The organism is Streptomyces sp. Tu6071, assembly GCF_000213055.1.
In the GTDB taxonomy this organism is placed as follows: domain Bacteria; phylum Actinomycetota; class Actinomycetes; order Streptomycetales; family Streptomycetaceae; genus Streptomyces; species Streptomyces evansiae.
In genome coordinates this window covers 5,679,860-5,701,788 of sequence record NZ_CM001165.1, presented here as the reverse complement: position 1 = coordinate 5,701,788, position 21,929 = coordinate 5,679,860, and the positions used below count along the sequence as shown (strand labels likewise).

Below are 21,929 nucleotides of genomic sequence, written 5' to 3'. Positions count from 1 at the left end.
CCGTGGCGCTCGCCGTCGAGGACACCGCGTACGACACGAGCGTGCGGGAGGCCCGCCGATGAGCAGCAACCCGCCCGTCACCGGCCCGTCCCGGATCTACGTGGACCCCACGCCGACCGGTATCCGCCTCGACGTCTCCGACTACCTCCGTATCTTCCTCATCGGGCTCGCGCAGGCCGCCGACGAGGACCCGCAGCAGCTTCTCGCCGACCTCCTGGAGCTGGCGGCGCTCGCCCGCGTCGCGCACGCCGAGGGCTGCGACTCCCACGCCGCGCACGCCCGGGACGCGCTCGTCGACAGCCTCCTCACCGAGGTCGGCGACGGGCGGATTCCGGTGTACGGCGCGCAGGCCGGACGGCTCCGGGACCGGATCGCCGAGCTGATCGTGCCCCGCCCGGTACCGGCGCAGCGCGAGAGGGGTGAGGCCGCGTGAGCGCCCGCCGCGACTTCCTCCTCGCCGCCATACAGGGCCAGGGCCCCGCCGCCCGGGTCAGCACCGCCAGCGCCGCGCGCCTCATGGCCGCGAGCCCCTGGCCCACCACCGGCCGGAACACGGCCCGCAAGGACTTGGGCGCGCTCGTGGCGCGCGGGGTGCTGCGGGTCGTCGAGACCGCCGGTCAACACAGCTACCAGCTCAGCACGAAGGAGGCCACCACGATGGTTGCCCGCACCACCCCGCCGGAGCACGGCACGATGCGCGGCTGGCGCTCGCACCGGCGCCTCAAGACGCCGGCCTGCGAGCCGTGCCTGACCGCGCGGCGCGAGGACGGCCGCGCGAAGGAGGCCGCCCGCCGGGCCTCGGCCGGGCAGCAGGCGTGGAACCAGGGCATGGTCGGCGCGCCCAAGCTGGCGTCGACGCCGAGGACCGAGCAGTGCAGCGTCGAGGGCTGTGGCACCGCGCACGCGGACTCCGTGGTCGCCCCGCAGCCCGGCATGGTCCTCGTGGCTGTGCCCGGCTCGCGGGAGCCGGTCCGCTGGTACTGCGCGGGCTGGTGCGCGGTGCGCGGGGCTGCGCTCGCCGAGGTCCGCGCGATCGGCGGTGCGGCGTGAAGACGAACACCAACATGCGGCCGGTCACTGTCGAGGAGCATCTCTTCGGGCAGGTCGAGCGCGGCGAGGTCCGCGTGGGCCCGGATGCGGCGCGGGAGATCGCCGCCCGCCACGAGGCCCGGTACGGGTCCGTCTGGGCGAAGGACCGTGCGTGGGCCGAGGCGGTCGCCGATGTCGGGGCCGTGAAGACCAGCGACGCTGCGGTGTCCTCGCGGCGCGGTGCCCGCGTCGATCACGCCGCTGTGGCGGAGGCCGCGCGGCGGGCGCCCGGGGTGTGGGTCGTGGTGGGCGAGTACCGCAATTCGGTGACGGCGGCCAGCACGGCCTCGTCGATCCGGACGGGGAACCGCCGGAGTACCCAGCCGTGCTACGGGCCGGGCGGGAGCTTCGAGGCGCGGGTGAGCCGGACGGAGAACGGGACCCGCGTCGAGACGCGGTACGTCGGCGCGGGCGCGGGCGTCGCGGAGACGGGCGGTGCCGCGTGAGCGCCCCGACCCCCGAGCCCCTGACGCCGGACGCCGCCCTGGTCCGCCTCCGCCAGTACGGCGAGCGCACGAAGACCTGGTCGGCGGCGACGTACAACGACGGCACGGAGCGCGCTCTCGCGGACATCGCGCGGACGCTCAGCGCCGAGGTGACCCGCCTGCGCGCCGCTCTGTCGGCTGCGGCCGACGATGTCGTCGAGCTGACCGACGAGATCGCCGACTGGTCCGCCAAGAACGCCGCCCTTCGCGCCGAGCTGCGCCAGCGCCTCTCCCGCCCGGCCGACAAGGCGGAGAAGGACACCCTGCGGGGCGAGTCCACTCCCGCCACCGGCTCCGCCCAACGGCGCGCGTTCCTCCTCGACCGCATCCGCAGCGAGCACGGCCAGTGGACCCCCGGCCGCGTGAAGCGCCTCTACCGGCGGATCTGGCCCGCGCAGCACGTGCTCCGCGCCACGATCCGCGCCGACCTCGCCCAGCTTCACGGCGATGGCCACCTCACCCGGCACGACGCGGGCGACCGCCGCTTCTACACCCTCGCGGAGGCGACCACCCGATGAGCACCACCACCCAGCGTGCCGGGGCCACCACGGCCCCGGCCGCCGGGCGGCGCCGCAAGACCGCCGCCCCCACGCCAACCGGCCCCGACCGCATCCCCCGCCCCTCCCAGGGCTGGTACCGCGACAAGCTCACCGGCGACAAGCTCCGACGCGTCACCACCATCCTCAGCCAGGGCATGCCGAAGGAAGCCCTCGTCTTCTGGGCCGGGAACATCACCGCCCAGACCGCCCTCGACAACCTGCCCTACCTCGCGTCCTCCTCCCTCAACCCCGCCAGCCGCACCGAGGCGTACGACTGGCTCCGACGCGCCCACACCCGCAAGAAGGACGAGCGCGCGGCCATCGGCGGCGCCGTCCACGACGTCATCGAGGCGCACATCCTCGGCCAGCCGATCCCCGCGGCCCACCTCGACGACGAGGAAATCGCGCCCTTCATCGAGCACTTCCTCCGCTTCGTCGAGGAGTGGCAGGTCACCTTCGAGGCATCCGAGATGGTCGTCGGCAACTACACCGAGGGCTATGCCGGGACGCTCGACTACCTCCTGCGCTCCCCGCGCCTCGCCGCCCGCTTCGGCATCCCCGCCGACACGGTGATCGTCGGCGACACCAAGACCGGCGGCGAACTGGGCATCAAGGGCGTCTACGCCGAGGCCGGCATCCAGATGTCCGCGTACCGGCACGCCGAAGTCGGCTGGCTCCGCGACGGCACCCGCATCCCGCTCCCGCCGATCCACAGCACCGGCGTGGTCCTCCACCTGCGGCCCGAGGGCTACCTCCCCTACCCCGCCGCGTGCGGTGACGACGTCTTCGCCCAGTTCCTCCACGTCAAGGCCATCGCCGACTTCCAGGCCGGTCTGTCCAAGTCCGTCATCGGCGAGGCCCTCGTCCTGCCCACCCCGGAAAGGAGCGCCGCCTGATGCCGATCCTCGACCTCCAGCAGCGCATCCGCGAACTCGGCCGAATCCGCATCGGCCAGAAGGTCGCCACCAGCAGCGGGAAGACCCGCCCGGCGAAGCTCAACCGCTTCCGCCTCACCTCGCCCTCCCGCGAACTCCTCGACCGCGTCGCCACCCAGTACGGCGGCACCGTCGCCCCGTGGTCGCCGACCGACACCGGGCCCGAGCAGTACGAGGTCCTCACCGACGCCACCCGCATGCCCATCCTCGTCCCGCACCAGCCCGTCTCGCAGTACTACGAGCTGTGGTCCGGCGGCGGCTGCCAGCGTCGATGCGACGGCGTCACCGAACTGCTCAAGGACCGGCCCTGCATCTGCGGGCCGGACCCGCTGAACCGGCAGTGCAAGCCCACCACCCGCCTCAACGTCGTGCTCGCCGAGATCCCCGGCGTCGGCGTGTGGCGACTGGAGTCCCACGGCTACTACGCCGCCCTCGAACTCCCCGGCGTCGCCGAACTGCTGTCGAAGGCGGGCGGCTACGTGCCCGCCTTTCTCGGCCTGGAAGAGCGCACCGCGAAGCGCGAAGGGAAGACGCTGCGCTGGATGGTCCCGACCATCGACGTGGACATCGCCCCGAACGCGCTCATGGCTGGGCAGGTCCCGACCGGGCCGGCGGTCACCGCGGGCCCGGCGCGGGCGGCGATCGAGGCTCCGCGCCCCGACTACGCGCAACTCGCTTCGGTGGCCACCACGTCGGGTGCCGTGCGGGAGCTGTACAAGCAGGCGGTGGCCGCCGAGCACATGGACAAGGCGCTCGCCGACACGCTCACGGCCAGGGCTGCGGAGTTGGACGGCGCGACCAAGACGGAGGCCGCTGTCCCGACCCCGGCCGCAGCGCAGGCCGACCGCGAAGAGGTCCACGACGCCGAGATCGTGGACGAGGCGACCGACGAGGCGGCGGGCGTCTGGTTCCAGATCCTCGCCGCCGCCGGACCGCGCGGTCTCACCACGCGCCAGGTCGAGGAGCGCTTCGCTGCCGCCAACGGCGGTCAGCTCCCCGGCACTGCCCCGGCTGCGCGTCTCCAGGCGTTCCTGACCGACTTCAAGGGAGGCCGGGCATGAGCACCTTCTCCGAAATCCGCAAGGTCGCATTCGACACCGAGACGACCGCACCGGACCCCAACGAGGCCCGCATCGTCACCGCCGCGCTCATCGTGCGCGGCGGTGGCCGCCCGGACGCCACCATGTCCTGGCTGATCAACCCCGGCGTCCCGATCCCGCCCGAGACCACCGAGATTCACGGCATCGACGACGCGAAAGCCACGGCCGAGGGCGCCGACCCGAAGGCCGCGCTGGACGAGATCGCTGGCCGCCTGGCGCAGGCGCTGCTGTACGGCATGCCGGTCGTGGCGTTCAACCTCGCGTACGACTGGACCGTCCTCACCCGCGAGTTGGAGCGGCACGGGCTCCCGTCGATGGCTGACCGGCTCCCGGGCTTGTCCGCGCCCGCACTCGTGGACTCGCACGTCATCGACAAGCAGGTCGACAAGTACGTGCGGGGCACCGGCCGGAGAAAGCTCCAGCCGACGTGTGAGCGGTACGGCGTCGTGCTGGAGGACTGGCACACCGCCGAGGCCGACGCGCTCGCCGCCCTCCTGATCGCGGAGGCGCAGTTCGAGCGGTACCCGCAGCTCGCCGCCATGGGCCCGCAGCAGTTGTTCGCCGCGCAGAAGGCGTGGCGGGCGGAGCAGCAGGCCGGGTTGCAGCGCTGGTTCCGGACGGAGGCGACTGCGGAGCAGGGCGGCGACCGGAACAAGGTGATCGACGGCTCCTGGCCGCTGGTGCCTGCTCCGCGTGACGGGGGTGAGAGCTGATGTTCGGCCTCGCCCTCGCCCGGACCGTCCGCCACCTCCGAGACCGCCTGACCGCCGCCGCCGAGGAGATCGCCACCACCCGCGAACAGGCCGTGACCCACCTGGCCGCCGCCGTCCGCACCAGCGAGCACTACCGGTCCCTGCACGACCGCCTCACGGCCGCCGAGACCGACGCCGCGCGACTGCGCCGCGACCTCGCCCGCCTCCAGGCCCGCTACGACGACGCGGTCGGCATCACCAGCCCCGCCGTCGAGATGGGCGAGCACTGGCAGACCCACCGCACCGACAAGCCCATCCCGGAGGTCAGCTCATGAGCCCCATGCGCGCGCTGCGCCAACTCCTCCACCCCGCCGGCCGCCACCGCGCCCCCACCACCGGGCACGGCCTCCTCGACGAGGACCAGCTCGACGGGCTCCTGGAGGACGGCGACGCCGAGGAGAACGACAACCTCCACTGCTCCGGCTGCGAGCGCACCACGTACCAGCGAGTGCACGCGGACGGCTCGCACACCTGCTGGACCTGCGGCACGACCACGGCCGGAGACCAGTGATGGACGAGACCTCGCTCAGCGCCGAGACCCTCGGCCAGACCCGCGAGCAGCGCGCCGCCGCGTCCCGGGCGGTGCTCCGGTACGCCCCCTCGCGCGACGACCTGCGCCTCCTCCTCGACGTCCTCGGCCTCAACCCGGCCGACCCCACCACGAAGGGACAGCGGCAGTGACCGCCCCCACCCTGTTCGACCAGGCCCCCGCCGCCCCGGCCCCCGCGCCGGTGGCGGCGGGTCCCCGCCCCCTGGTCATCGGCCTTGATGTCGCCATGGGCATCTCCGGCGTCGCCGGAGTCGGCTGGACCGATCACCTGCGCTGCACCGCCACCGGACAGCACGAGAAGTTCGCCGCCCAACTCAGCGGCCTCGCCTCCTACTACCGCAACGCGGACTTCGTCGTCATCGAAGGCGCCGCCTACTCCAAGAACAACCAGGGCGCCGACGCCCTCGCCGCGATGCGGTGGATGGTCCGCCACGACCTGTGGCGGCGCGGCATCCCATACACGGTTATCACCCCGTCGAAGCGGATCACCTACGCGACGGGGACCACGGTCCACAGGGACGAGAACGGCGACCGCCTCAAGGGCAACGCGCTGAAGGCTCTCGTGCGGGCTGCGGTGGGTGAACGGTACGGCGTCGTCACCGAAGGGCGCGCGAAGTGGGACGAGGCCGACGCCTACGTGATGTTGGCGATGGGCCTGCACTGGCTCGGGTTCCCGCTTGCGGAGGTCCCGGCCCGGCACGCGGCAGCGCTGGACGGCTGCCAGTGGCCCGACCGAGATGCGGTGACCTGGTGACCACCGTCCAGCCCTGGTACGACCGGGCCGCCTGCCTCGGCGTCGACACCGAGTACTTCTACCCCTCGCGCAGCGGGGAGGCCGAGAAGGCAGCCCTCGCGCTCTGCCGTATCTGCCCGGTCCGCGCGGAGTGCTTGGCCGACGAGGAGGCCACCGACAGCCCGTACGGCCTGTGGGGCATCCGCGGGGGCCTCACCGCCGCCGAGCGCACCAAGCTGCGGGGTCCCCGCCGCAAGAGGAGAGCGGCGGAGGCCGCCGAGTGAGCGCCTGGTTCGGCGGCGTGCAGGTCCGCCGCCTGGAGCGGGGCCAGACCCCGGTCGCGGACCTGCTCTGCACCGCCTGCGGCACGCACGTCCGCGTCACCGGCCGCGACAAGGTCCGCGATTTCCTCCGCGCCCAGCCCATGACCGAACACCGCGCGACCTGCCCGGCCCGCGCCCGCACCACCACTGAGAGGACCGCCGCGTGAGCGAGCAGCCCGCCTTCTTCCAGCCCGGCACCACCTACCTCCGAGGCCGCTGGAACTTCCAGTGCCACGCCGTCGCACCGAACCCCTTCACCGGAGAGATCCGGGCGCTCGGCTTCCTCTGCCGCCGGGACGAGACCGCCAGCCCCATCGCCTTGGACCCCGACGACTGGGCGACCGGCGAATGGGAGCCCCAGCCCGCGCACATCCCGGCCGCGACCGCCGCGCACGTCCTCTGGCACGAGCACCGCGACGCGAACGGCTACCCCGCCGGGAGCTTCACCGCCGCGCTCCTCGCCCTCTGGGACCAGGCCGACGACGCCAACTCGGCGCGTCTCGACGCCGCGTGGCCGGACTACGCCGTCGCCCGCGGCCTCGCCGCCACCACGGACGGCCTCAATCGCCTCCGCACCATCGCCACCACCAACTGACCGGAGCCCAAAACCCATGACCGACACCCAGCCCACCACCGAGCGCGCCGACATCGCCGCCTTCCTCGCCAGCCACCTCAACGGCCGCACCGACGAAGAACTCTCCACCGAGTTCCACCAGCTCCTCGACGCCGTCCGCACCCACGGCAAAAAGGGCGAACTCCGCATCACCATCGTCGTCGAGCCCCCGGCGAACGGCGTCGACTCCGCCCCGCTCCCCATCGGCGTCGAGTCCACCGTCAAGGCCCCGAAGCCCACCCCGGTCAAGAGCCTCTACTTCCTCGACGGCGACGGCCTCCCCGTCCGCGAGGACCCCCGCCAGATGGCCATCCCCTTCCGCACCGCCCCCAGCACCGACACCTTCAAGGACGCCTGACCATGAGCGACACCAACCTCCAGCCCGTCATCGACACCGCCCTCCGCTCCGCCCCGCCGGCCGAACTCACCCCCGGCAAGGTCTACGCCTTCCACACCCCGCAGGGCGTCCACAAGATCGACCTCACCGGGCCCGAGTACCGCGACCAGCCCGCCCGCAAGACCGGCACCACCATCGTCCGCGACGCCCAGTCCTTCCTCTCCTACTTCGAGAAGCACGCCGACACGGCCACCGAGGTCTACGCCGACGCCGACCGCCTGACCGTGACCGCCGTCCTCGACGCCAACAGCACCGACGCTGCCCGCTGGGGCGACCACCGCCTCCGCCTCAGCCTCCGCACCACCGAGGCGTGGGAGCAGTGGAAGACCAACGACGGGAAGCTTCTCGGCCAGGCCGCCTTCGCCGAGTTCCTTGAGGACCACCTCCCCGAACTCCTGGAGCCGTCCGCCGCCGAGATGCTGGAGATCGCCCAGTCCATCCAGGGCGTCACCCGGGCCGAGTTCACCGCGGGCACCCGCCTCTCCAACGGCCAACGCCAGCTCTCCTACGTCGAGACGACCACCGCGAAGGCCGGGCAGAAGGGCCAGCTCACCATCCCCGAGACCTTCGTCATCGGGCTCGTGCCCTTCGAAGGCAGCGAGGGCTACAAGCTCACCGCCCGCTTCCGCTACCGCATCGGCCGCGACGGCGAACTCGCCATGGGCTACAAGCTCGACCGCCCCGGCGACATCCTGCGCACCGCATTCACCGACGTCACCAACACGGTCGGCGAGCAGATCGACGTGCCCCTCATGAACGGGCAGCCCGCCTGATGACCCGGGCCCGCACGCGGGGCGCCGACACCCTCCGCTGCCCCGCGTGCGGGACCCGCCTCCTCACCCAGTGGGTCGGCCACACCGCCGCCCTCCACGCCCGCGTCGCCCTCCCCCCAGCCGACGAGCCCCGCCCGCTCGCCGCCGCCCGGGAGGAGGCCGCCGGAGACCCTACCCGGCTCGTCTGGTGCCTGCCCCGCAGCCCCTACGCGCCGCCCCGCCTCCGCTGGACCGGCGCCCGCCACCCGCCCGACTGCCCCCACCAGCACCTCCCCGACCACACCTGTCCGCCCGCCGAACCCACCCTTTTCTGAGGAGCCACCCAGTGCAGACCGTCCGCCACCTGGACCACCGCGCAACGGCGGACACCGACGGCCTCCCCCTCACCCCGCCGCCTGGAGACCCCGCCTCCGAACGCGCGCTCCTCGCCGCCTGCATCCACGACAAGCACCACCGTGAGTACGACGAAGCAGCCGCGATCATCACCCGCGACGACTTCACCGTCCCGGCCTACGCGGTCCTCTGGGACGTCCTCGGCGACCAAATCCGCGACCAACGGCCCACCGACCCCGACACCCTCCGAGTCGAGCTGGACCGGCGCGGGGAGCTGCGTCCCTTCGGCCCCGGCGGCGGCCACCTCCACGAGATCGCCGACGCCTACAGCGGCGGCAGCGCCGAGTACTTCGCCGAGGCCATCCGCCGGACCAGTCGCCTCCGCGACCTCGACGACCTCACCACCCGCATCAAGGCGGGTATCCACACCGGCCGCGACCTCGAAGAGCTGGAAGGGCTCATCACCCGGCACGTCGACGACCGCGCCACTACCCCCGCCTCAAGCGGTTCGCGCTTCGTGGACGGCGCCAGCTTCATCCTCGACCTGCCCGACGACGTCCCCGCCGTCTGGGGCGAGGGCGACAACGTCCTGTGGGCCGAGGGCGAGGCGCTCCTCATCGCGGGCCCGGCCGGGGTCGGGAAGACCACCATCGCCCAGCAGGTCGTCCTCGCCGCGATCGGGCTGCGCCCCCACGCACTCGGCTACCCGGTCCGCCCCGTCAAGCGGTTCCTCTACCTCGCGTCCGACCGCCCCGCCCAGGCCGCCCGCTCCTTCGCCCGCATGGTGAGCGAGGAGGACCGCGACATTGTCCGCGACCGCCTCGTCTTCTGGAAGGGCCCGCCCCCCACCGACTTCATCAAGGACCCCGGCACCCTTCTCCGGCTGTGCCGCCAGGCCGGCGCCGACGCGGTGTGCCTCGACTCCCTCAAGGACATGGCGGGCGAACTCGCGAGCGAGGAGGGCGGGCAGGCGATCAACTCGGCGATCCAGCGCACCCTCGTCGAGGGCATCGAGGTCCTCGGCCTCCACCACCACCGCAAGCAGGGCGGCGGCAAGGACGGCGGCAAGGAGCCCACCAGCCTCGACGAGCTGTACGGCTCCACCTGGATCACCGCCGGAGCCGGGTCCGTCGTCTCCCTCTACGGCGCCGCAGGCGACCCCATCGTCAACCTGCGCCACCTCAAGCAGCCCGCGGGCGAATGCGGACCCTGGCGCCTCAAGCACGACCACCCCGCAGGCGCCACCGCCATCTGGCACGAGGTCGACGTCCTCGACGTCCTCGCCCACGCACGCGGCCCCCTGACCGCCCAGCAGCTCGCCATCCAGATCTACGGCGGCGAGAAGGGCAAGGCGACCGCGCCGGAGACCGAGAAGGCCCGCCGCCGCCTCGACCAGCTCGTCGAGAAGGGCCTCGCCCACAAGATCGCGAACGGGGGTGGCAGGGGCGCGCAGGCCGGATACGTCGCCGCGTTCTCCCCAAACGGCGAACTCCCCGAAACGGACTAAAGAAGGACACAACCGAACTGCAAATTAACTCACGCAAATACTCACGCTGCTCACGCTCACCCCGCCCGAAAACTCACGCCGAAACTCACGCAGCTCACGCCAACCCACAAAACCCCAGGTCAGAAACTCACGCCGAAACTCACGCAACCACACGACTACGCACCGAACAAACTCACGCACTTACTCACGCCGAAACTCACGCTGCTCACGATTTCGACAAAACCGCAGGTCAAAAACTCACGCCTTACTCACGCGGAAACTCACGCACCCCTCCCCCCTAAAGGGGGGAGGGAGGGGTGCGACCACGGAGCAAACATCCGCACCACCCGACCCACCCCGCTGACCCGGTTCCAGAACCCCCGCGCACAGGGAGCACCGAACATGACCACCCGCCCGGCCTTCGACCTCACCCCGCTCCACGACCTCACGAAGGCCATCGCCACCGCCATCGCGGAGACACCCGTCCGGCTCGGCTCTCCAGAGGGCGCCGCCGATCTTGCCGCTGCCGTGGCTGTGCGGGCCGCTGCGTACGCCGGGAGCGTCCTGCCGACCTCCGGGCGCGTGCTTGGGGAGATCGCCGCCGAGCGGGCCGCGCAGGACGCCCGATGGGGCGAACAGGCCCACCCGGACGGCACCGGTGGACCCGTCATGCGCGCCCGCGCCACCGAGGCCCGCGCCGCCTGCCAGTACCTCGCCGACAACGGCGGCCCCGACTGGCGCTCGATCCTCCTCGAGGAGGTCTACGAAGCCCTCGCCGAAGAGGAGCCCGCGCGCCTCCGCGCCGAGCTGGTCCAGGTCGCCGCCGTCGCTACCGCCTGGATCGAGGCCATCGACCGCCGCACCAACGCCGCCGAGGTCGGTGAAGCGAAGTGACCACCACCGCCCCCCAGCCCCTCACCCCCGTCCAGCTCCACGTCATCGCCGACCTCGCCCGCGGCCTCACCGCCCCGCAGATCGCCGCCAACCACAACATCACGCACTACGCCGTCTATGGCCGGATCGCGAGCGCCGCCGCCCTCGTCGGGATCACCTCGCAGGCCCCCGCCCTCGTCAACTACGCCTACGCCGCCGGGTACCTGCGCCGTCTCGCCCCCGAGCCGCGCCCGCCGGCCGATCTCACCCCGAAGCTCCGGGAGGTGCTGCGCCTCACAGCGGAGGGCCGGGCGCTTCGGGAGATCGCCCGAGAGCTGGGCCTCAGCGTGCACGCCGCGAACGAGCGCCGCCGCCGTCTCTTCGCGCTCCTCGGCGCCCGCAATCGCGCGCACGCCGTCGCCCTCGGCTGGCAGGCCGGCCTCCTCGGACCCCGCCCATGACCATCGCCCTGTTCCTCGCCTGGTTCGTGATCGCCCCGACCGTGCTCCTCGGCCACCACCTCATCCCCCCGTACCTCGACGAGAAAGACCGCCCATGAGCCGCGCCGCCCGCATCCTCCAGGCCCTCGACCTCGCCGCGGCCGTCCTCCTCGTGGTCGTCGCCCTCGACTACCGCACGCACGGCGAAACCCTCTTCGCCGTGCTCCTGGCCGCCGCCGCGCTCCTCGCCGTGATCGCCGTGCTGCGGGCCGAAGCGCTCGCCGAGGCGCACGAGCACGTAGACGTCCTCGACGACCAGCTTGCCGACGCTCGTCGCCGCGAGGCCACGCACCGTGAGTCCGCGCTCCGGGCGTGGACCTCGCTCGGCTGGGTTGGCCTCGACGGCGCGTGCTGCCTGCGTGGGTGGGAGACGCGGGGCGCGGACCACGACCTGACCACGTGCATTCACCAGGAGCCGACCCGATGACCGCTTATCCGATCGGCTGGGAGGTGGCCTGCGACGGGCCCGCCCCGGACCGCGACTGCCCTGCCTCGGCCGCCATCACGGCGTCGCTGTCCTCCCTCGGGGCCGCGCCCGCGAGCGCCGTCCGCGCGGACGGGCGGGCCCTCGGCTGGACCACCCGCCGCCGACCCGGCGGCGGGCCCCTCCTCGACCTCTGCCCCTCCTGCGCGAAGGAGCGCACCCGATGACCGAGCCCCGCCCCGCCGCCCCGTGCTCCTGGCCCACTTGCCTGCCCGAGGCGGAGCAGCAGGCCCTTGTCGACGAGATCACCCGCGAGGAGCGAGGCGAGGGCACCGACGCCGTCCTCGCTGTACTTCCGGCGAGCGCCACGCCCGTCGACCCGGTCGAGCGCCGCACCCGGTACGCCGAGGTGCGCGAGGAGCGGAACCGCCTCCGCGCCACCCGGGCCGCCGTGCTCCGCGAGGCTGCCGACCATCTCGCACGGCAGGCCGACGAGCTGTGGGCGCCAGGCCGCACAGCGCACACGACCATGCACGCCGACGCCACCGAACTCCGCCGCCTCGCCGACGAGGCGCAGCAGGCCGAGCCCGCGTCCGAACTCCAGACCCTCGCCGCCGCCCTCGACGGCCTCCACACCCTCATCGCCACCAGCAGCCGCGACTGGCAGACCTACCGCGTCGATGCCTGGATCTGGGCCCTCCTCTGCGGATGGGACTGCGAGAAGACCGAGCACGACGACGCGTGCACACACGGCGCGCTGGAGGAGACGGCCGAGCAACACGGCTGGGACGACGCGACCGTGGCCAAGGCCCGCCGCTACCGCGCCGCCATCCGCAGCCTGACTGGCGAGACGCCCGGCGGTGGCCGGTGACGCCTCGCCAGGCCGCCTGGGTCCGCGCGCACGCCTGGACCTCGGCCGCACACCGCGAGCACACCGACCGACACGGCAACCTCCGCCCCACCGGCTGCGGGCTGCGCTTCATCTCCGCCGTGTGCGGCGGCGGCCCGCACTGCTACTCCGACCCCGCCGACGAGGAATCGCACTGCAACGGCGGCCAGGCGCTCCTCGCCGAGACCCGCATCCTCGGCGCGAACGGCCACCGGTACGACCTCATCTGGCCCGCCCGACCGTGCCGCGTCCGCTGCATCTGCCCCTGCCACACCCCGGCCGAGACCCAGCCCGCGGACCCGTCCGGATCACGGTCCGGATGAGCGTCCGCCCCCATCCGGACCGTCCGGACACCGACCCTCCACAGAACCCTGACCAGCCCGGACACCGATCCGGACCCTCAACCCCACGACGAAAGGCACACACCATGGGATGGTCCAGCGCCAACCGCATCTTCAACCCGATCACCCGCGCCCTCCAGGACGCTCACGTCCCCGACGACAGCAAGCGCAAGATCCTCGGCGACCTCATCGGCGGGCTGCAAGACGGCGACTGGGACACCGAGGACGAGTCCCTGGAGGACTTCCTCGACGACCCGGCCGTGGTGCTCGCGTTCGCCGACCACGGCGTGCACCTCGGCGACCGCCGGTGCTGCCGCGCCGCGCTCGCCGACGACCCGCGCGCCCAGCTCCTGTCGATGCGCTCCGACGAGGTCGACGAAGCCGAGATGGTCCGCGCTCTCGACGCCGTCGTGGGCGCGCCGTACCGCGAGCGTGCCCGCCTCCTGGCCCTCCTCGCCGCCATGACCCCGGGTGCCGTCCTCGCGCCCGCGCCCGATGTCGAAGAGCCCGGCTGGCAGATCCTCTTCCTCACGATCGGCGGCCAGCAGTGCTCCTGGCACATCTCGCCCGCCGACGCCGACCTCTTCGCGCACGTCGAGCACGTGCCCGCCGACGAACCGCGCGCGCAGTGGGACGGCCACACCACCGAGGAGAAGTACGAGCGGATCGCCGAGCTGGCGCAGCGCTGCGGGCCCGAGTGCGCCGAGATGCACACCGAAACCGGCCGCTGCGAGATCGCGAGGGCCCGATGACCACCTGGCTCGCCGTCCTCGGCCTCACCGTCCTCGGCTTCCTGGCCCTGCCCTGGCTCGCGCTCCTCTTTCAGCGCTACTGCGACGCCGTCAACCGCGTCGCCCACCGCCGCCACGGCAACCGCCGCTGACCCCTTCCCGAAGGAGCACCCACCATGGCCAGCCGCCTCACCGCCGCGCTCGTCGGCCAACACCTCACCGCCGCCGACCACCCCAGCTCCGTACGCCGCCAGAAGTGGGCGCCGGGCTACCGCGTGCAGCAGGACAGCCCGCGCACCGTCCGCGTCTGGCACGACGGGCCCGACGAGCACCCGCACCTCGCCGCGTACGCCGACGCGCTCCGCGCCGCCGGGTGCACCGTCACCCCCGAGCACCCGGTCGGCACACGGCCTCGCCTCCGCGTCACCCACCCCTGACCCGCCGGACACGGCAGGGGGCGCGCCTCTCGTCTCCCCAGACCAGGCGCGCCCCACGGTGCTCCCACCGTACCGCCCTGACCAGCCACGGAGCACCCATGACCAGCACCGCCACCCACCTCCGCACCGTGATCCTCCACTGGCCCGACCTCCGCGACGCCCTCGCCGCCCCCGCGCTCGTCGGCGCCTTCGGACTCGGCCTCCGCGGCTACCTCGCCCAGCAGCGCGACGACGCCGCCGAGGAGTACGAGCGCGCGCACGCCGCGCACCTCCGCAGCCTGGAACGGGACCCGATCCAGCTCGGCGAACGGCCCGCCCCCGTACGCATCCCGGTGCTCGACACCATGCGCGAGGTCGAGGAGATCCTGATCGAGCAGGCCGACGTCGTCGCCTCCGCCGTGCAGCGCCCGCCCATGCCCCGAGCGCCGGAGACGTGGCCGGCCGCAGACCGCGCGCGCCGCGACCAGCTCGCCCGCGCGGACCAGCTCGACCCGCGCCGTTGGACGTGGACCGGCACGAGGACTGCGCAGTACGCGGCGCTGTGGCTCCTCGCCCGCGTCGAGCAGCGGCCGGGCCCCTTCGCCGCGCTCACCGAGGCACAGCTCGACGAGGTCGCCCGGACCGCGCGCGCGTGCGCCGCGCGCGTCGAGCGCGCCCTCGACATCAGCAACGAGCGGCGCGCTCTCGAGCGGCGGTGCGCGTGCGGCGGGCGGATCGACGTGCACGGCGGCGCGGGGCGGGCACCACTCGCGCACTGCACGGGATGCGGGCGGATCTGGACGGAAAGCGGGCAGGCAGCCTAGCTCTCGCTGTCTGCTTCTACCGACGACTATGCGCGCGTGGTCCGCGGGCTATGCCGGGCATGCAGTCGGAGGATCAAGGGGAGTGTGCTCGGGCGCCGCACCCGCTTCGCATGCCCCTGTGAGCAAGCTGGGCATCTCCATTGAGACGGGTAGCCACAGCACACCGGGGCAGTTCAAAAATCACACATCACATCACGATTCAATAACGAAAATTAAAACATGGCCAGCAGGTCCGCGAGATCGGATGGAGTACCCGAGCCGGGCCAATCCCCTACATGCGATCGCTGGAGTTGATAATGGACATACTGCCAGAAGGTATTGTTAATATGCTCATAATTGGAATCCTTTCCCTTGGGTTCTATTGGATGGCAATGCGATGGTTGATTAATACCATAGACAAAAGGCGCCCTTGGCTAAGAGGGAAATCACTGATTCCAGTGCGGCCAGCAATGTCGCGGGACGACGCAATACGCATGGGACGCCAGTGCGCAGCATTGGCAAGATTCCACGGGCGCCCCTTCGAGGCGAGCGTGCATCAGTTAGCCGCAGCGTGGGCCTACTCCGCTTGGATGCTTAAAGCCTTAGGGCGAACCATTGATATTGTAAGATACATCTTACTTTTAACGCCCGCTATTCCCTACATCGCGTTTATACTCACCGAAACCGATCTCCTCAATAACACCTTCCTTGCGGCATATTCGGATGAGTATTTTTCGGCGACAATGGGCGTCGCCATGGGCACTCAGCTCATAGGTCGCAAATTCTCCAAAGCGCTTAAAAAATGGGAAAATGAAGACGCCAACGAAATAGCAATCGCGTACTGTTTCGTTATGATGCGCATATATCGATACGCCACAATAGTGGGTTCAATTGATTTCGATGTCGCGAAATCTAAAAACATTTGCGAGAATTTGAAAGATTTCGCAAAAGACGGTAGACCCTTCGAGGAGCCGGACTTGCGACGAGCCGTGACTCAGCACGTATCGCAAGTAACGGTAAAAATAGAAAGCGATACGCGCAAGCTTTTCCACTCCGGTGTCGCGCAGATTCCTGAAGCAGCGAGGAACGTAAGTCACGTCTTGGACAGAGTAATTCAACATAGATGGCTGGCGCTTCTGGAGGTTGAGTCGGAGCAAATTGATAGTGACGACGTATCGGAATCTGTGAGCAACAGGCGTGACATTTGGATTGGCGTGGGTAGCATCCTGGGAGTAGCAGCTGCATTGACTCTTGCCCTAGCTTTGAAAACTCCTCTAGACACTTTGACGCCCATACTTCTTGTGCTCTTCCTGGCGCCTACAGCCTTGTGGGGAGGTCGCGCACTACGGGAACCGGCCGGCCAACTACTGGGATCGGTCACAGGCGGGGCTGGCCGCGATGGGGCTGCAGACGCCGGGGCAAGCACTAGCTCTGAGACCCGATCTGGATAGACACCCATCTCATGTCGTGTGCGCGAGCGCCTCCACACCCAATCTCGGTGCGGGGGCGCTCGCGTGCGGCGGCCTATCCCTGGAGGTGGCGGCGCGCCACGATGGCGACCTGAGCGCTCCCGATGCCCACCAACGGTTTCGCCTCGGCCCCGGACGCGTCGAGCACGTTGGCCGTGACGGTCACGGACCTGTGCGTCGCGGCCTCTTCGGCCAGCACACCCGGACCGGTCCGGGCGACACGATGGACAGCCAGGATGTCGCCGAAGCCGCGCAGCGTCCCGTCGCCGAGAACCTCGACGCCGCCCAGGTAGATGATGTCGCCCACGCGTAGGTCTCCCATCGGCACGCGCTCTGCCGTGAGTTGCTCGCGAGTACGCAGGGCGGCGAACAGGTTCTCGGTCACGAGCCCCCCTCGGACGGTGTGGACTTCGGCCGCACGGTGCCGGAGCCGGTATAGCCCCGGAAGATGTCCTGCACCGTGCTCAACTTGATGTCGAGCCGCGCCGCGATCTGCCGGTACGACAACCCGGCACCGCCGTCCCAGAGCCGGATCACCAGTTCCTTCCGCTCGGCGGCCCACTCCTTGTTGCGCTTGACCTGCGCGGCCATGATCCGGCTCTTCGCCCGCACCCGCGCCTCGGGGTCCGCGATCCGCTCAACCTCGTCAAGGGCTTCCGTCACCCGCCGCACCTCCTCGTCGCTCACCCTCGGCCCCTTCGATTCGGGCGGGCCGCTTGCCCCGAGCGTAGGGGACCCCTACAGTCGTGGGCAAGCAGTCGCACTCACTGCTGATGCAAGAGCCCCGGCCAGCGTTGCACCGCCGGCCGGGGCCCGCCATCCGCCTGCTTGTACCAGGGAGATGACCCATGCAGGGTACCGACGCCCACCCCGGCCCGCGCGGCTACCGACTCCGCCACCGCGAAGCCGCGATCCGCGCGCTCCTCCTCGTCGCCGCCGAACTGCTCGCCGAGAACACCGAGCAGACCTTCGCCGAGCCCGACCGCGACGCCCTCCTCCACGACCTCACCGGCAGCCGCGGCCCCCTCTACAGCGCCCTCGCCGACCGCACCCCCACGCTCCCCGGGCCCATCACGGCCGGGGAGTACCGCCTCCGCCTCCTCGCCCTCGCCTCCCTCGGCCACGACACCGGCACCCTCGCCGCCTGCCGCGCCGACTACGAGGCCGCGCGTCCCGCCCGCGAGGCGTACGCCGAGCAGATGCGCGGCGCGAAGTGAGCTGGCTCGGTCGCCTCCTCGGCGACGACCAAGCCCGCGCCACGAAGTACGACGCGCCGTCCGCGACCGACCGAGCCGCCGCGAAGGACCGCGCGCGCCGACAGAAGCGCCGCGCCGCCGACCGCCGCAGAAACGCCCGCGCCGAGGCCCGCTTCGAGGCCCGAGACCGCGACATCTACGGCTGACCCACCCCACCAACGGCCGCCCCGGCATCCCCTCACCGGGGCGGCCCCCTTCCAGCTCCAGAGGAGCACCCCCGTGAAGACCCGCACCGTCCCCCGCTCGCGGCTCGTACCGCACACCGTGGACGGCAAGACCGAGATGGTCGAAGCCCACTACGACGAGGAAGTCCCGGCACCGCCCCGCGACCTCGACCACGCCGTCCTCAACGCCGTCACCGGGGGCGCCACGCTCCTCGTCGCCATCAGCGTCGCCTGGTCCACCGTCAGCATCGGCGACCTCCTCGCCCGCACCGTCCCCACGCCCTCCCTCGGCTACGGCGCCGCCCTGGCCTTCGACGTCGCGTGGATCATGTGCATGGCCCTGGAATGGCTCAGCCGGTACGACGCCGCGCGCGCCCGCCTGTACATGTGGGCCGGGCACGCCGCGCTCGCCGTCGCCGTCGCGGCCGTCGTCACGCACGGCGTCGTCGAGGACCAGGTCGCGGGCGGCGTGCTCGCCGCCGCCGTGTCCGTGCTCGCGAAGGCGACCTGGGCGCTCGTGATGCGGCAGCACGCGAAGGTCTTGGACCCGCTCACCACGCAGTGGGTCGACAAGCAGCGCGCGAAGGCCGGCGCCCAGCTTGCGATGGTGCCCGTACGCCGTCAGCTCGCCCGCATGCAGGCCGCCGTCGCTGCCGAGACGGCCGCGCTCGACACCGCGCAGGCCCGCGCCCGCGACGAGCAGGCACAGGCGGATGCCGATCCGGACCGTCCGGACGACGAAGCGGGCGACGAGGACGACAACGTCCTCCCGCTCGTCGGCAAGCGCCTGACCGTGAAGGACGCGGTCCGGACCATCGTGGACAGCGGCATCGAAGACGACGACGCGGTCCTCCGGTACGTACGCACCGCTGCCGACCCGAACGCCAAGGAAGAAACTGTCGCCCGGTACCTGCGCGCCGCCCGGATCGCCGGATGACCGACAAGCCCACGCCGCCGATCACCCCGACGCGGATCATCCCCGGCGGCGCTCCGCTCCCCGGCCGAGCACCGCAGCCTGGGGAACTCCCGCCGTGGCGCACTCCGCCCCCGCCTCCCCGCCCGCCCGCGACGCCGCCCGTACCGCCACCGGCCCCCGTGCCTCCGCCCGCGCCGATCGAGGTCCGCGTCGTCGTGGATCTGGCCCCGCCGCCCGAGGTCGAGGAGGAGCCGCCCGGCGCGCTCGCGCGGCTGTGGGCGCAGGTCGCGTCCTGGCGCCTGGCCGTCGCCGCCGGGACCGCGCTGCTCCCGTGGCTCGGCGGGAGCAGCCCTGCCACTGCCTGGGCCCACACCGTGCACACGCTGCGCGCCGAGGCCGGTCTCGGGGCTGCCTACACCGTCGCCGGGCTCGCGCTCGGGGGCGCCGTCCTCGTCTACCGGCGCAGCAGCGGCCGGTCCCTGCCCACCTTCTTCCTCGTCACCGCCAGCGTCGGCGCCCTCGGCGTCCTCGACTGGTGGGACCCAATCCAAGCCCTCACCGGAGTGTCCCGATGAGCACGACGACCACCCTGACCATCGGCGGGCTCACCGCCGCACTCCTCATCCTCGTCGCGAATCTCCACCCCTGGTGGACCGGGAAAAGGGAGGTCAAACAGCTCGCCGCCTTCGGGAAAGGGGTCGGCGGTGCGGCGCTCATGGCCGCCTGCCCCGGCGGCATCCTTGGCTGGGCTCACGCGCACACCGGCGGCATCGCCAACTCCGCAGGCGAGAAGGCCGGGACCGCCGCCACGGGCGTCGGGACGGACAGCCCCCTCAGCGCCGGGCACATCGCCGGGCTCTCCGCCCTGGGTGCGCCCGTCGTGGTCGTCGGGGCCTTCCTCGTCTACCTGGCATGGAAGAAGGCCGGCGCGAAGGACAAGAAGCGCCTCGCGGGGGGCGTCTTCGTCGGCTCCGTGCTCCTCCTCACCGCCGGGATCGCGGGCATGATCGAGTGGCTGCCGGGCGCTCTCAACCAGGTGGGCGCGCAGATCAGCGCAGCCGTGCAGGAGGGGGCGTGACCCTCTCCCGCCTCCCCCGCGCCGTCGCCCGCCGCGCCCTGGCCGCCGCCGACCGGCTCGCGCGCGACTCCACCCTCCTCGCCCGCCGTCTCGGCGCGCGCCTCGCCGACTGGGTCGCCCGCGGGCGCCGTGACGACCTCACGGGCTGGCGGGCCGCGCTCGGCCCGCTGGCGCGCCTCACCCTCCTCGCGGGCCTGGGCTGGGCCGCCTGGCGGCTGGTGCAGGCCCGCGTCTGGTGGATCAACTGGGGCCTCGCCGGGCTGTGGGCCGGGATTGCCTGGCACCTCACCCGGACGCCGAAAGAGCAGCCGGAGGAGGGGGCGACAGAGGCCGCCGAGGAGAGCCCGGCGTTCCCCGACCGGGACGTCGTCGTCGCGCTCCTCCGCACCCTCATCGGCACCGGCCCGGGAGTGCACCTCTCCACGCTGCTCGCGCACCTCCAGGAGCACGAGCACGGGAGCGGCTGGAAGGTGACCGATCTGCGCCTCCGGTTGGAGGCCCTTGGCATCCCCGTCGAACCCAAGCTCAAGGTGGGGCGGGTGCCCAAGCGAGGGGTCGCCGCGACCGCGCTCGACGCCCTCCCCCCGCTCGCCGGCCAAGAGGAGTCTCCCGACACGTCTCCCGCTGTCTGACCTGCACTTTCTCCCGCGCTCTCCCACGAATCTCCGCCCCTCTCCCGGGGCGTCTACCGAAAGGGACACCATGTCGATCACCTTCGGCACCGCCACCCGCGAGGGCACCGCCCTCGACAACGCCGACGCCGCCTGTGTCTACCGCGCCGACTCCGGCACGCTCGGCGCCGCCGTCATCGACGGCATCGGCCACCAGCCCGGCACCAGCCGTATCGCGCCCGTCCTCGCCGAAGTCGCCGCCCGCGTCGCTGCGGCGCGCGGCCCGCTCGGCGGACTGCTCTCCGCCGCCGAGCTGCTCGCCGGGGAGCCCGACGGCGGCCTCAACGCCGTCGCCGTGGTCGCCGAGATCGACCCCAGCGACGGCTTCGCACGGATCGCGTGGGTGGGCGACGCCCGCGCCTACGCCTGGACCCCCACCGGCCTCGGCACCGGGCTCGGCCAGGTCACGACCGACCAGACCATGGGGCAGTGGGCGCGGCTGCACAACGAGGTCCCGATCGAGGTTGCCGAGCACCACGACGCGTGGGTGCGCGTCTCGCTCCGTACCGCCGTCGTCGCGACGGTGCGTCAGGTGGAGGCGCCCGGACCGCTGATCATCCTGACGAGCGACGGCGTGCACGACTACGTGCGGAGCGACGCCCTGGAGCACCTCGCCGACGAGTACGCCACCGACCCGCAGGCGCTCGCGGACGCGCTGGTCGCCGCCCCGGAGCCGCGCGCGGGCGGCTACCGCGACGACGCCACGGCCGTCGTCATCCGCATCGCTTGACGCAAGCCGTGATCTTGCCGCACACTCGGCGGCAGATCCGGCATGCCCGGAAACAGAAGGCCCGCCCAGCGCGGGCCTTCTGCTTTCCCCGAACTTCCAGCGCACCGGCCCGCGCGCGGACATCATGAGCCCCATGACCCGCACCGCCATAGCCGCCGTACTCATCACGGCCTGCGCCGCGCTCACCGCGTGCAGCAGCGACAGCGACACCGACAGCAAGCCCACCCCCGCAGCCTCGACTCCCGGCCCCGACATGTCGTCAGCCGAAGCCGCGGCCGGCATCCCCCCGGAGCCCACCGGCGCTGACCGCAAGGCGCTCCTCCTCGCCCTCCGCGCCGTGGCCCCGAAGGCGGCCGACAAGGCGCACGAGGACAAGGCGCTCGACGCGGCACGCAACCAGTGCGCGGCGATCAACGGGGGCGCGGAGCGGCTCGATTCCACGGCCGCCGCGCGGTTCTCGTACGACGGCGTGACGACGACCGAGGCGCAGGGCAAGGCGATCACGGCGGCGCTCAAGGCGAGCGGCTTCTGCAAGGTGTAGAACCTGCTCCACCACAGAC

General features: G+C 72.1%; 39 protein-coding genes. 37 read left to right on the top strand and 2 right to left on the bottom strand.

Going from position 1 to position 21,929, the window contains the following annotated elements; genetic code table 11:
• Positions 1 to 58: 58 nt before the first annotated feature.
• From STTU_RS23980 to STTU_RS34725, 29 genes are all read left to right on the top strand, one after another.
• Complete coding sequence (locus STTU_RS23980) at positions 59 to 433, top strand: hypothetical protein (RefSeq protein ID WP_007827617.1); 375 nt, start codon at positions 59 to 61, stop codon at positions 431 to 433.
• On the top strand, positions 430 to 1,050 hold the full coding sequence (locus tag STTU_RS35650) for a hypothetical protein (RefSeq protein ID WP_234019311.1): 621 nt from the start codon (positions 430 to 432) through the stop codon (positions 1,048 to 1,050). The genes STTU_RS23980 and STTU_RS35650 overlap by 4 nt, the downstream gene beginning before the upstream one ends.
• On the top strand, positions 1,047 to 1,535 hold the full coding sequence (locus STTU_RS33425) for a hypothetical protein (protein ID WP_234019310.1): 489 nt from the start codon (positions 1,047 to 1,049) through the stop codon (positions 1,533 to 1,535). Before STTU_RS35650 ends, STTU_RS33425 begins: the two co-directional genes overlap by 4 nt.
• Complete coding sequence (locus STTU_RS32280; RefSeq protein ID WP_052862408.1) at positions 1,532 to 2,092, top strand: hypothetical protein; 561 nt, start codon at positions 1,532 to 1,534, stop codon at positions 2,090 to 2,092. Before STTU_RS33425 ends, STTU_RS32280 begins: the two co-directional genes overlap by 4 nt.
• Positions 2,089 to 3,009: a hypothetical protein gene (locus tag STTU_RS23955; RefSeq protein ID WP_007827613.1), complete on the top strand. Its 921-nt coding sequence runs from the start codon at positions 2,089 to 2,091 to the stop codon at positions 3,007 to 3,009. Before STTU_RS32280 ends, STTU_RS23955 begins: the two co-directional genes overlap by 4 nt.
• Entirely contained in the window at positions 3,009 to 4,109 is a 1,101-nt protein-coding gene (locus STTU_RS23950; RefSeq protein WP_007827612.1) for a hypothetical protein, read from the top strand. Before STTU_RS23955 ends, STTU_RS23950 begins: the two co-directional genes overlap by 1 nt.
• Positions 4,106 to 4,861, top strand: coding sequence for an exonuclease domain-containing protein (locus tag STTU_RS23945; protein WP_043256150.1), 756 nt, complete (start codon positions 4,106 to 4,108; stop codon positions 4,859 to 4,861). Before STTU_RS23950 ends, STTU_RS23945 begins: the two co-directional genes overlap by 4 nt.
• Positions 4,861 to 5,175 (top strand): hypothetical protein, encoded by a 315-nt coding sequence (locus STTU_RS23940; RefSeq protein ID WP_007827609.1) that lies wholly within the window; start codon positions 4,861 to 4,863, stop codon positions 5,173 to 5,175. Before STTU_RS23945 ends, STTU_RS23940 begins: the two co-directional genes overlap by 1 nt.
• Positions 5,172 to 5,411 (top strand): hypothetical protein, encoded by a 240-nt coding sequence (locus STTU_RS23935; RefSeq protein ID WP_234019309.1) that lies wholly within the window; start codon positions 5,172 to 5,174, stop codon positions 5,409 to 5,411. Before STTU_RS23940 ends, STTU_RS23935 begins: the two co-directional genes overlap by 4 nt.
• Positions 5,411 to 5,581, top strand: a complete 171-nt coding sequence (locus tag STTU_RS35035) for a hypothetical protein (protein ID WP_199785039.1) — start codon at positions 5,411 to 5,413, stop codon at positions 5,579 to 5,581. Before STTU_RS23935 ends, STTU_RS35035 begins: the two co-directional genes overlap by 1 nt.
• Positions 5,578 to 6,204 (top strand): hypothetical protein, encoded by a 627-nt coding sequence (locus tag STTU_RS23930; RefSeq protein ID WP_043256148.1) that lies wholly within the window; start codon positions 5,578 to 5,580, stop codon positions 6,202 to 6,204. Before STTU_RS35035 ends, STTU_RS23930 begins: the two co-directional genes overlap by 4 nt.
• On the top strand, positions 6,201 to 6,467 hold the full coding sequence (locus tag STTU_RS23925) for a WhiB family transcriptional regulator (RefSeq protein WP_007827606.1): 267 nt from the start codon (positions 6,201 to 6,203) through the stop codon (positions 6,465 to 6,467). Before STTU_RS23930 ends, STTU_RS23925 begins: the two co-directional genes overlap by 4 nt.
• On the top strand, positions 6,464 to 6,673 hold the full coding sequence (locus STTU_RS23920; protein ID WP_043256147.1) for a hypothetical protein: 210 nt from the start codon (positions 6,464 to 6,466) through the stop codon (positions 6,671 to 6,673). Before STTU_RS23925 ends, STTU_RS23920 begins: the two co-directional genes overlap by 4 nt.
• Positions 6,670 to 7,101, top strand: coding sequence for a hypothetical protein (locus tag STTU_RS23915; protein WP_007827605.1), 432 nt, complete (start codon positions 6,670 to 6,672; stop codon positions 7,099 to 7,101). The genes STTU_RS23920 and STTU_RS23915 overlap by 4 nt, the downstream gene beginning before the upstream one ends.
• Positions 7,102 to 7,117: 16 nt before the next feature.
• Positions 7,118 to 7,477, top strand: coding sequence for a hypothetical protein (locus STTU_RS23910; RefSeq protein ID WP_052862407.1), 360 nt, complete (start codon positions 7,118 to 7,120; stop codon positions 7,475 to 7,477).
• A 2-nt stretch (positions 7,478 to 7,479) separates the two neighbouring features.
• The gene (locus tag STTU_RS23905; RefSeq protein ID WP_007827604.1) at positions 7,480 to 8,289 is read left to right on the top strand and encodes a DUF2303 family protein; all 810 of its coding nucleotides are present in this window, start codon (positions 7,480 to 7,482) and stop codon (positions 8,287 to 8,289) included.
• A complete protein-coding gene (locus STTU_RS23900) occupies positions 8,289 to 8,603 on the top strand; it encodes a hypothetical protein (protein ID WP_043256145.1) in 315 nt (104 codons plus the stop codon). The genes STTU_RS23905 and STTU_RS23900 overlap by 1 nt, the downstream gene beginning before the upstream one ends.
• An 11-nt stretch (positions 8,604 to 8,614) precedes the next feature.
• Positions 8,615 to 10,129, top strand: coding sequence for a DnaB-like helicase N-terminal domain-containing protein (locus tag STTU_RS23895; RefSeq protein ID WP_043256143.1), 1,515 nt, complete (start codon positions 8,615 to 8,617; stop codon positions 10,127 to 10,129).
• Positions 10,130 to 10,510: 381 nt separating this feature from the next.
• Positions 10,511 to 11,002 carry a hypothetical protein gene (locus STTU_RS23890; protein WP_007827602.1) on the top strand — a complete coding sequence of 164 codons (492 nt, stop codon included), beginning with the start codon at positions 10,511 to 10,513 and terminating at the stop codon, positions 11,000 to 11,002.
• Positions 10,999 to 11,442 (top strand): helix-turn-helix transcriptional regulator, encoded by a 444-nt coding sequence (locus tag STTU_RS23885; protein ID WP_052862406.1) that lies wholly within the window; start codon positions 10,999 to 11,001, stop codon positions 11,440 to 11,442. The genes STTU_RS23890 and STTU_RS23885 overlap by 4 nt, the downstream gene beginning before the upstream one ends.
• 94 nt (positions 11,443 to 11,536) lie before the next feature.
• Positions 11,537 to 11,908: a hypothetical protein gene (locus tag STTU_RS23880; protein WP_007827600.1), complete on the top strand. Its 372-nt coding sequence runs from the start codon at positions 11,537 to 11,539 to the stop codon at positions 11,906 to 11,908.
• Entirely contained in the window at positions 11,905 to 12,132 is a 228-nt protein-coding gene (locus tag STTU_RS23875) for a hypothetical protein (protein WP_043256142.1), read from the top strand. The genes STTU_RS23880 and STTU_RS23875 overlap by 4 nt, the downstream gene beginning before the upstream one ends.
• Positions 12,129 to 12,776 carry a hypothetical protein gene (locus STTU_RS23870; RefSeq protein WP_007827599.1) on the top strand — a complete coding sequence of 216 codons (648 nt, stop codon included), beginning with the start codon at positions 12,129 to 12,131 and terminating at the stop codon, positions 12,774 to 12,776. The genes STTU_RS23875 and STTU_RS23870 overlap by 4 nt, the downstream gene beginning before the upstream one ends.
• Positions 12,773 to 13,117, top strand: a complete 345-nt coding sequence (locus STTU_RS23865; RefSeq protein ID WP_043256140.1) for a hypothetical protein — start codon at positions 12,773 to 12,775, stop codon at positions 13,115 to 13,117. The genes STTU_RS23870 and STTU_RS23865 overlap by 4 nt, the downstream gene beginning before the upstream one ends.
• Positions 13,118 to 13,221: 104 nt before the next feature.
• Positions 13,222 to 13,887, top strand: coding sequence for a hypothetical protein (locus STTU_RS23860; protein ID WP_043256139.1), 666 nt, complete (start codon positions 13,222 to 13,224; stop codon positions 13,885 to 13,887).
• Positions 13,884 to 14,018: a hypothetical protein gene (locus STTU_RS35950; RefSeq protein WP_007827596.1), complete on the top strand. Its 135-nt coding sequence runs from the start codon at positions 13,884 to 13,886 to the stop codon at positions 14,016 to 14,018. Before STTU_RS23860 ends, STTU_RS35950 begins: the two co-directional genes overlap by 4 nt.
• Before the next feature lie 24 nt (positions 14,019 to 14,042).
• Entirely contained in the window at positions 14,043 to 14,303 is a 261-nt protein-coding gene (locus STTU_RS23855; protein WP_086021152.1) for a hypothetical protein, read from the top strand.
• Positions 14,304 to 14,401: 98 nt separating this feature from the next.
• The gene (locus tag STTU_RS23850; protein WP_007827595.1) at positions 14,402 to 15,106 is read left to right on the top strand and encodes a hypothetical protein; all 705 of its coding nucleotides are present in this window, start codon (positions 14,402 to 14,404) and stop codon (positions 15,104 to 15,106) included.
• Between the two features lie 296 nt (positions 15,107 to 15,402).
• Complete coding sequence (locus STTU_RS34725) at positions 15,403 to 16,536, top strand: hypothetical protein (protein ID WP_158678805.1); 1,134 nt, start codon at positions 15,403 to 15,405, stop codon at positions 16,534 to 16,536.
• 73 nt (positions 16,537 to 16,609) lie between these two features.
• Here STTU_RS34725 and STTU_RS23845 read toward each other — a convergent pair whose 3' ends face one another.
• Entirely contained in the window at positions 16,610 to 16,939 is a 330-nt protein-coding gene (locus STTU_RS23845; RefSeq protein WP_043256137.1) for a hypothetical protein, read from the bottom strand.
• The gene (locus STTU_RS23840; protein ID WP_007827591.1) at positions 16,936 to 17,241 is read right to left on the bottom strand and encodes a helix-turn-helix domain-containing protein; all 306 of its coding nucleotides are present in this window, start codon (positions 17,239 to 17,241) and stop codon (positions 16,936 to 16,938) included. Before STTU_RS23840 ends, STTU_RS23845 begins: the two co-directional genes overlap by 4 nt.
• A gap of 161 nt (positions 17,242 to 17,402) precedes the next feature.
• Here STTU_RS23840 and STTU_RS23835 point away from each other — a divergent pair, with 161 nt between their 5' ends.
• From STTU_RS23835 to STTU_RS23800, 8 genes are all read left to right on the top strand, one after another.
• Positions 17,403 to 17,771: a hypothetical protein gene (locus tag STTU_RS23835; RefSeq protein WP_007827590.1), complete on the top strand. Its 369-nt coding sequence runs from the start codon at positions 17,403 to 17,405 to the stop codon at positions 17,769 to 17,771.
• Positions 17,768 to 17,956 carry a hypothetical protein gene (locus STTU_RS23830; RefSeq protein WP_043256135.1) on the top strand — a complete coding sequence of 63 codons (189 nt, stop codon included), beginning with the start codon at positions 17,768 to 17,770 and terminating at the stop codon, positions 17,954 to 17,956. Before STTU_RS23835 ends, STTU_RS23830 begins: the two co-directional genes overlap by 4 nt.
• Positions 17,957 to 18,029: 73 nt before the next feature.
• The gene (locus STTU_RS23825) at positions 18,030 to 18,911 is read left to right on the top strand and encodes a hypothetical protein (RefSeq protein ID WP_007827589.1); all 882 of its coding nucleotides are present in this window, start codon (positions 18,030 to 18,032) and stop codon (positions 18,909 to 18,911) included.
• On the top strand, positions 18,908 to 19,465 hold the full coding sequence (locus STTU_RS23820) for a hypothetical protein (RefSeq protein ID WP_106432172.1): 558 nt from the start codon (positions 18,908 to 18,910) through the stop codon (positions 19,463 to 19,465). The genes STTU_RS23825 and STTU_RS23820 overlap by 4 nt, the downstream gene beginning before the upstream one ends.
• A complete protein-coding gene (locus tag STTU_RS23815; protein WP_043256133.1) occupies positions 19,462 to 19,968 on the top strand; it encodes a hypothetical protein in 507 nt (168 codons plus the stop codon). The genes STTU_RS23820 and STTU_RS23815 overlap by 4 nt, the downstream gene beginning before the upstream one ends.
• A complete protein-coding gene (locus STTU_RS23810; RefSeq protein ID WP_043256131.1) occupies positions 19,965 to 20,600 on the top strand; it encodes a hypothetical protein in 636 nt (211 codons plus the stop codon). The genes STTU_RS23815 and STTU_RS23810 overlap by 4 nt, the downstream gene beginning before the upstream one ends.
• A gap of 70 nt (positions 20,601 to 20,670) precedes the next feature.
• Entirely contained in the window at positions 20,671 to 21,369 is a 699-nt protein-coding gene (locus STTU_RS23805; protein ID WP_007827582.1) for a PP2C family protein-serine/threonine phosphatase, read from the top strand.
• 133 nt (positions 21,370 to 21,502) lie between these two features.
• A complete protein-coding gene (locus tag STTU_RS23800; RefSeq protein WP_007827580.1) occupies positions 21,503 to 21,910 on the top strand; it encodes a hypothetical protein in 408 nt (135 codons plus the stop codon).
• The last annotated feature ends 19 nt before the right edge of the window (positions 21,911 to 21,929 follow it).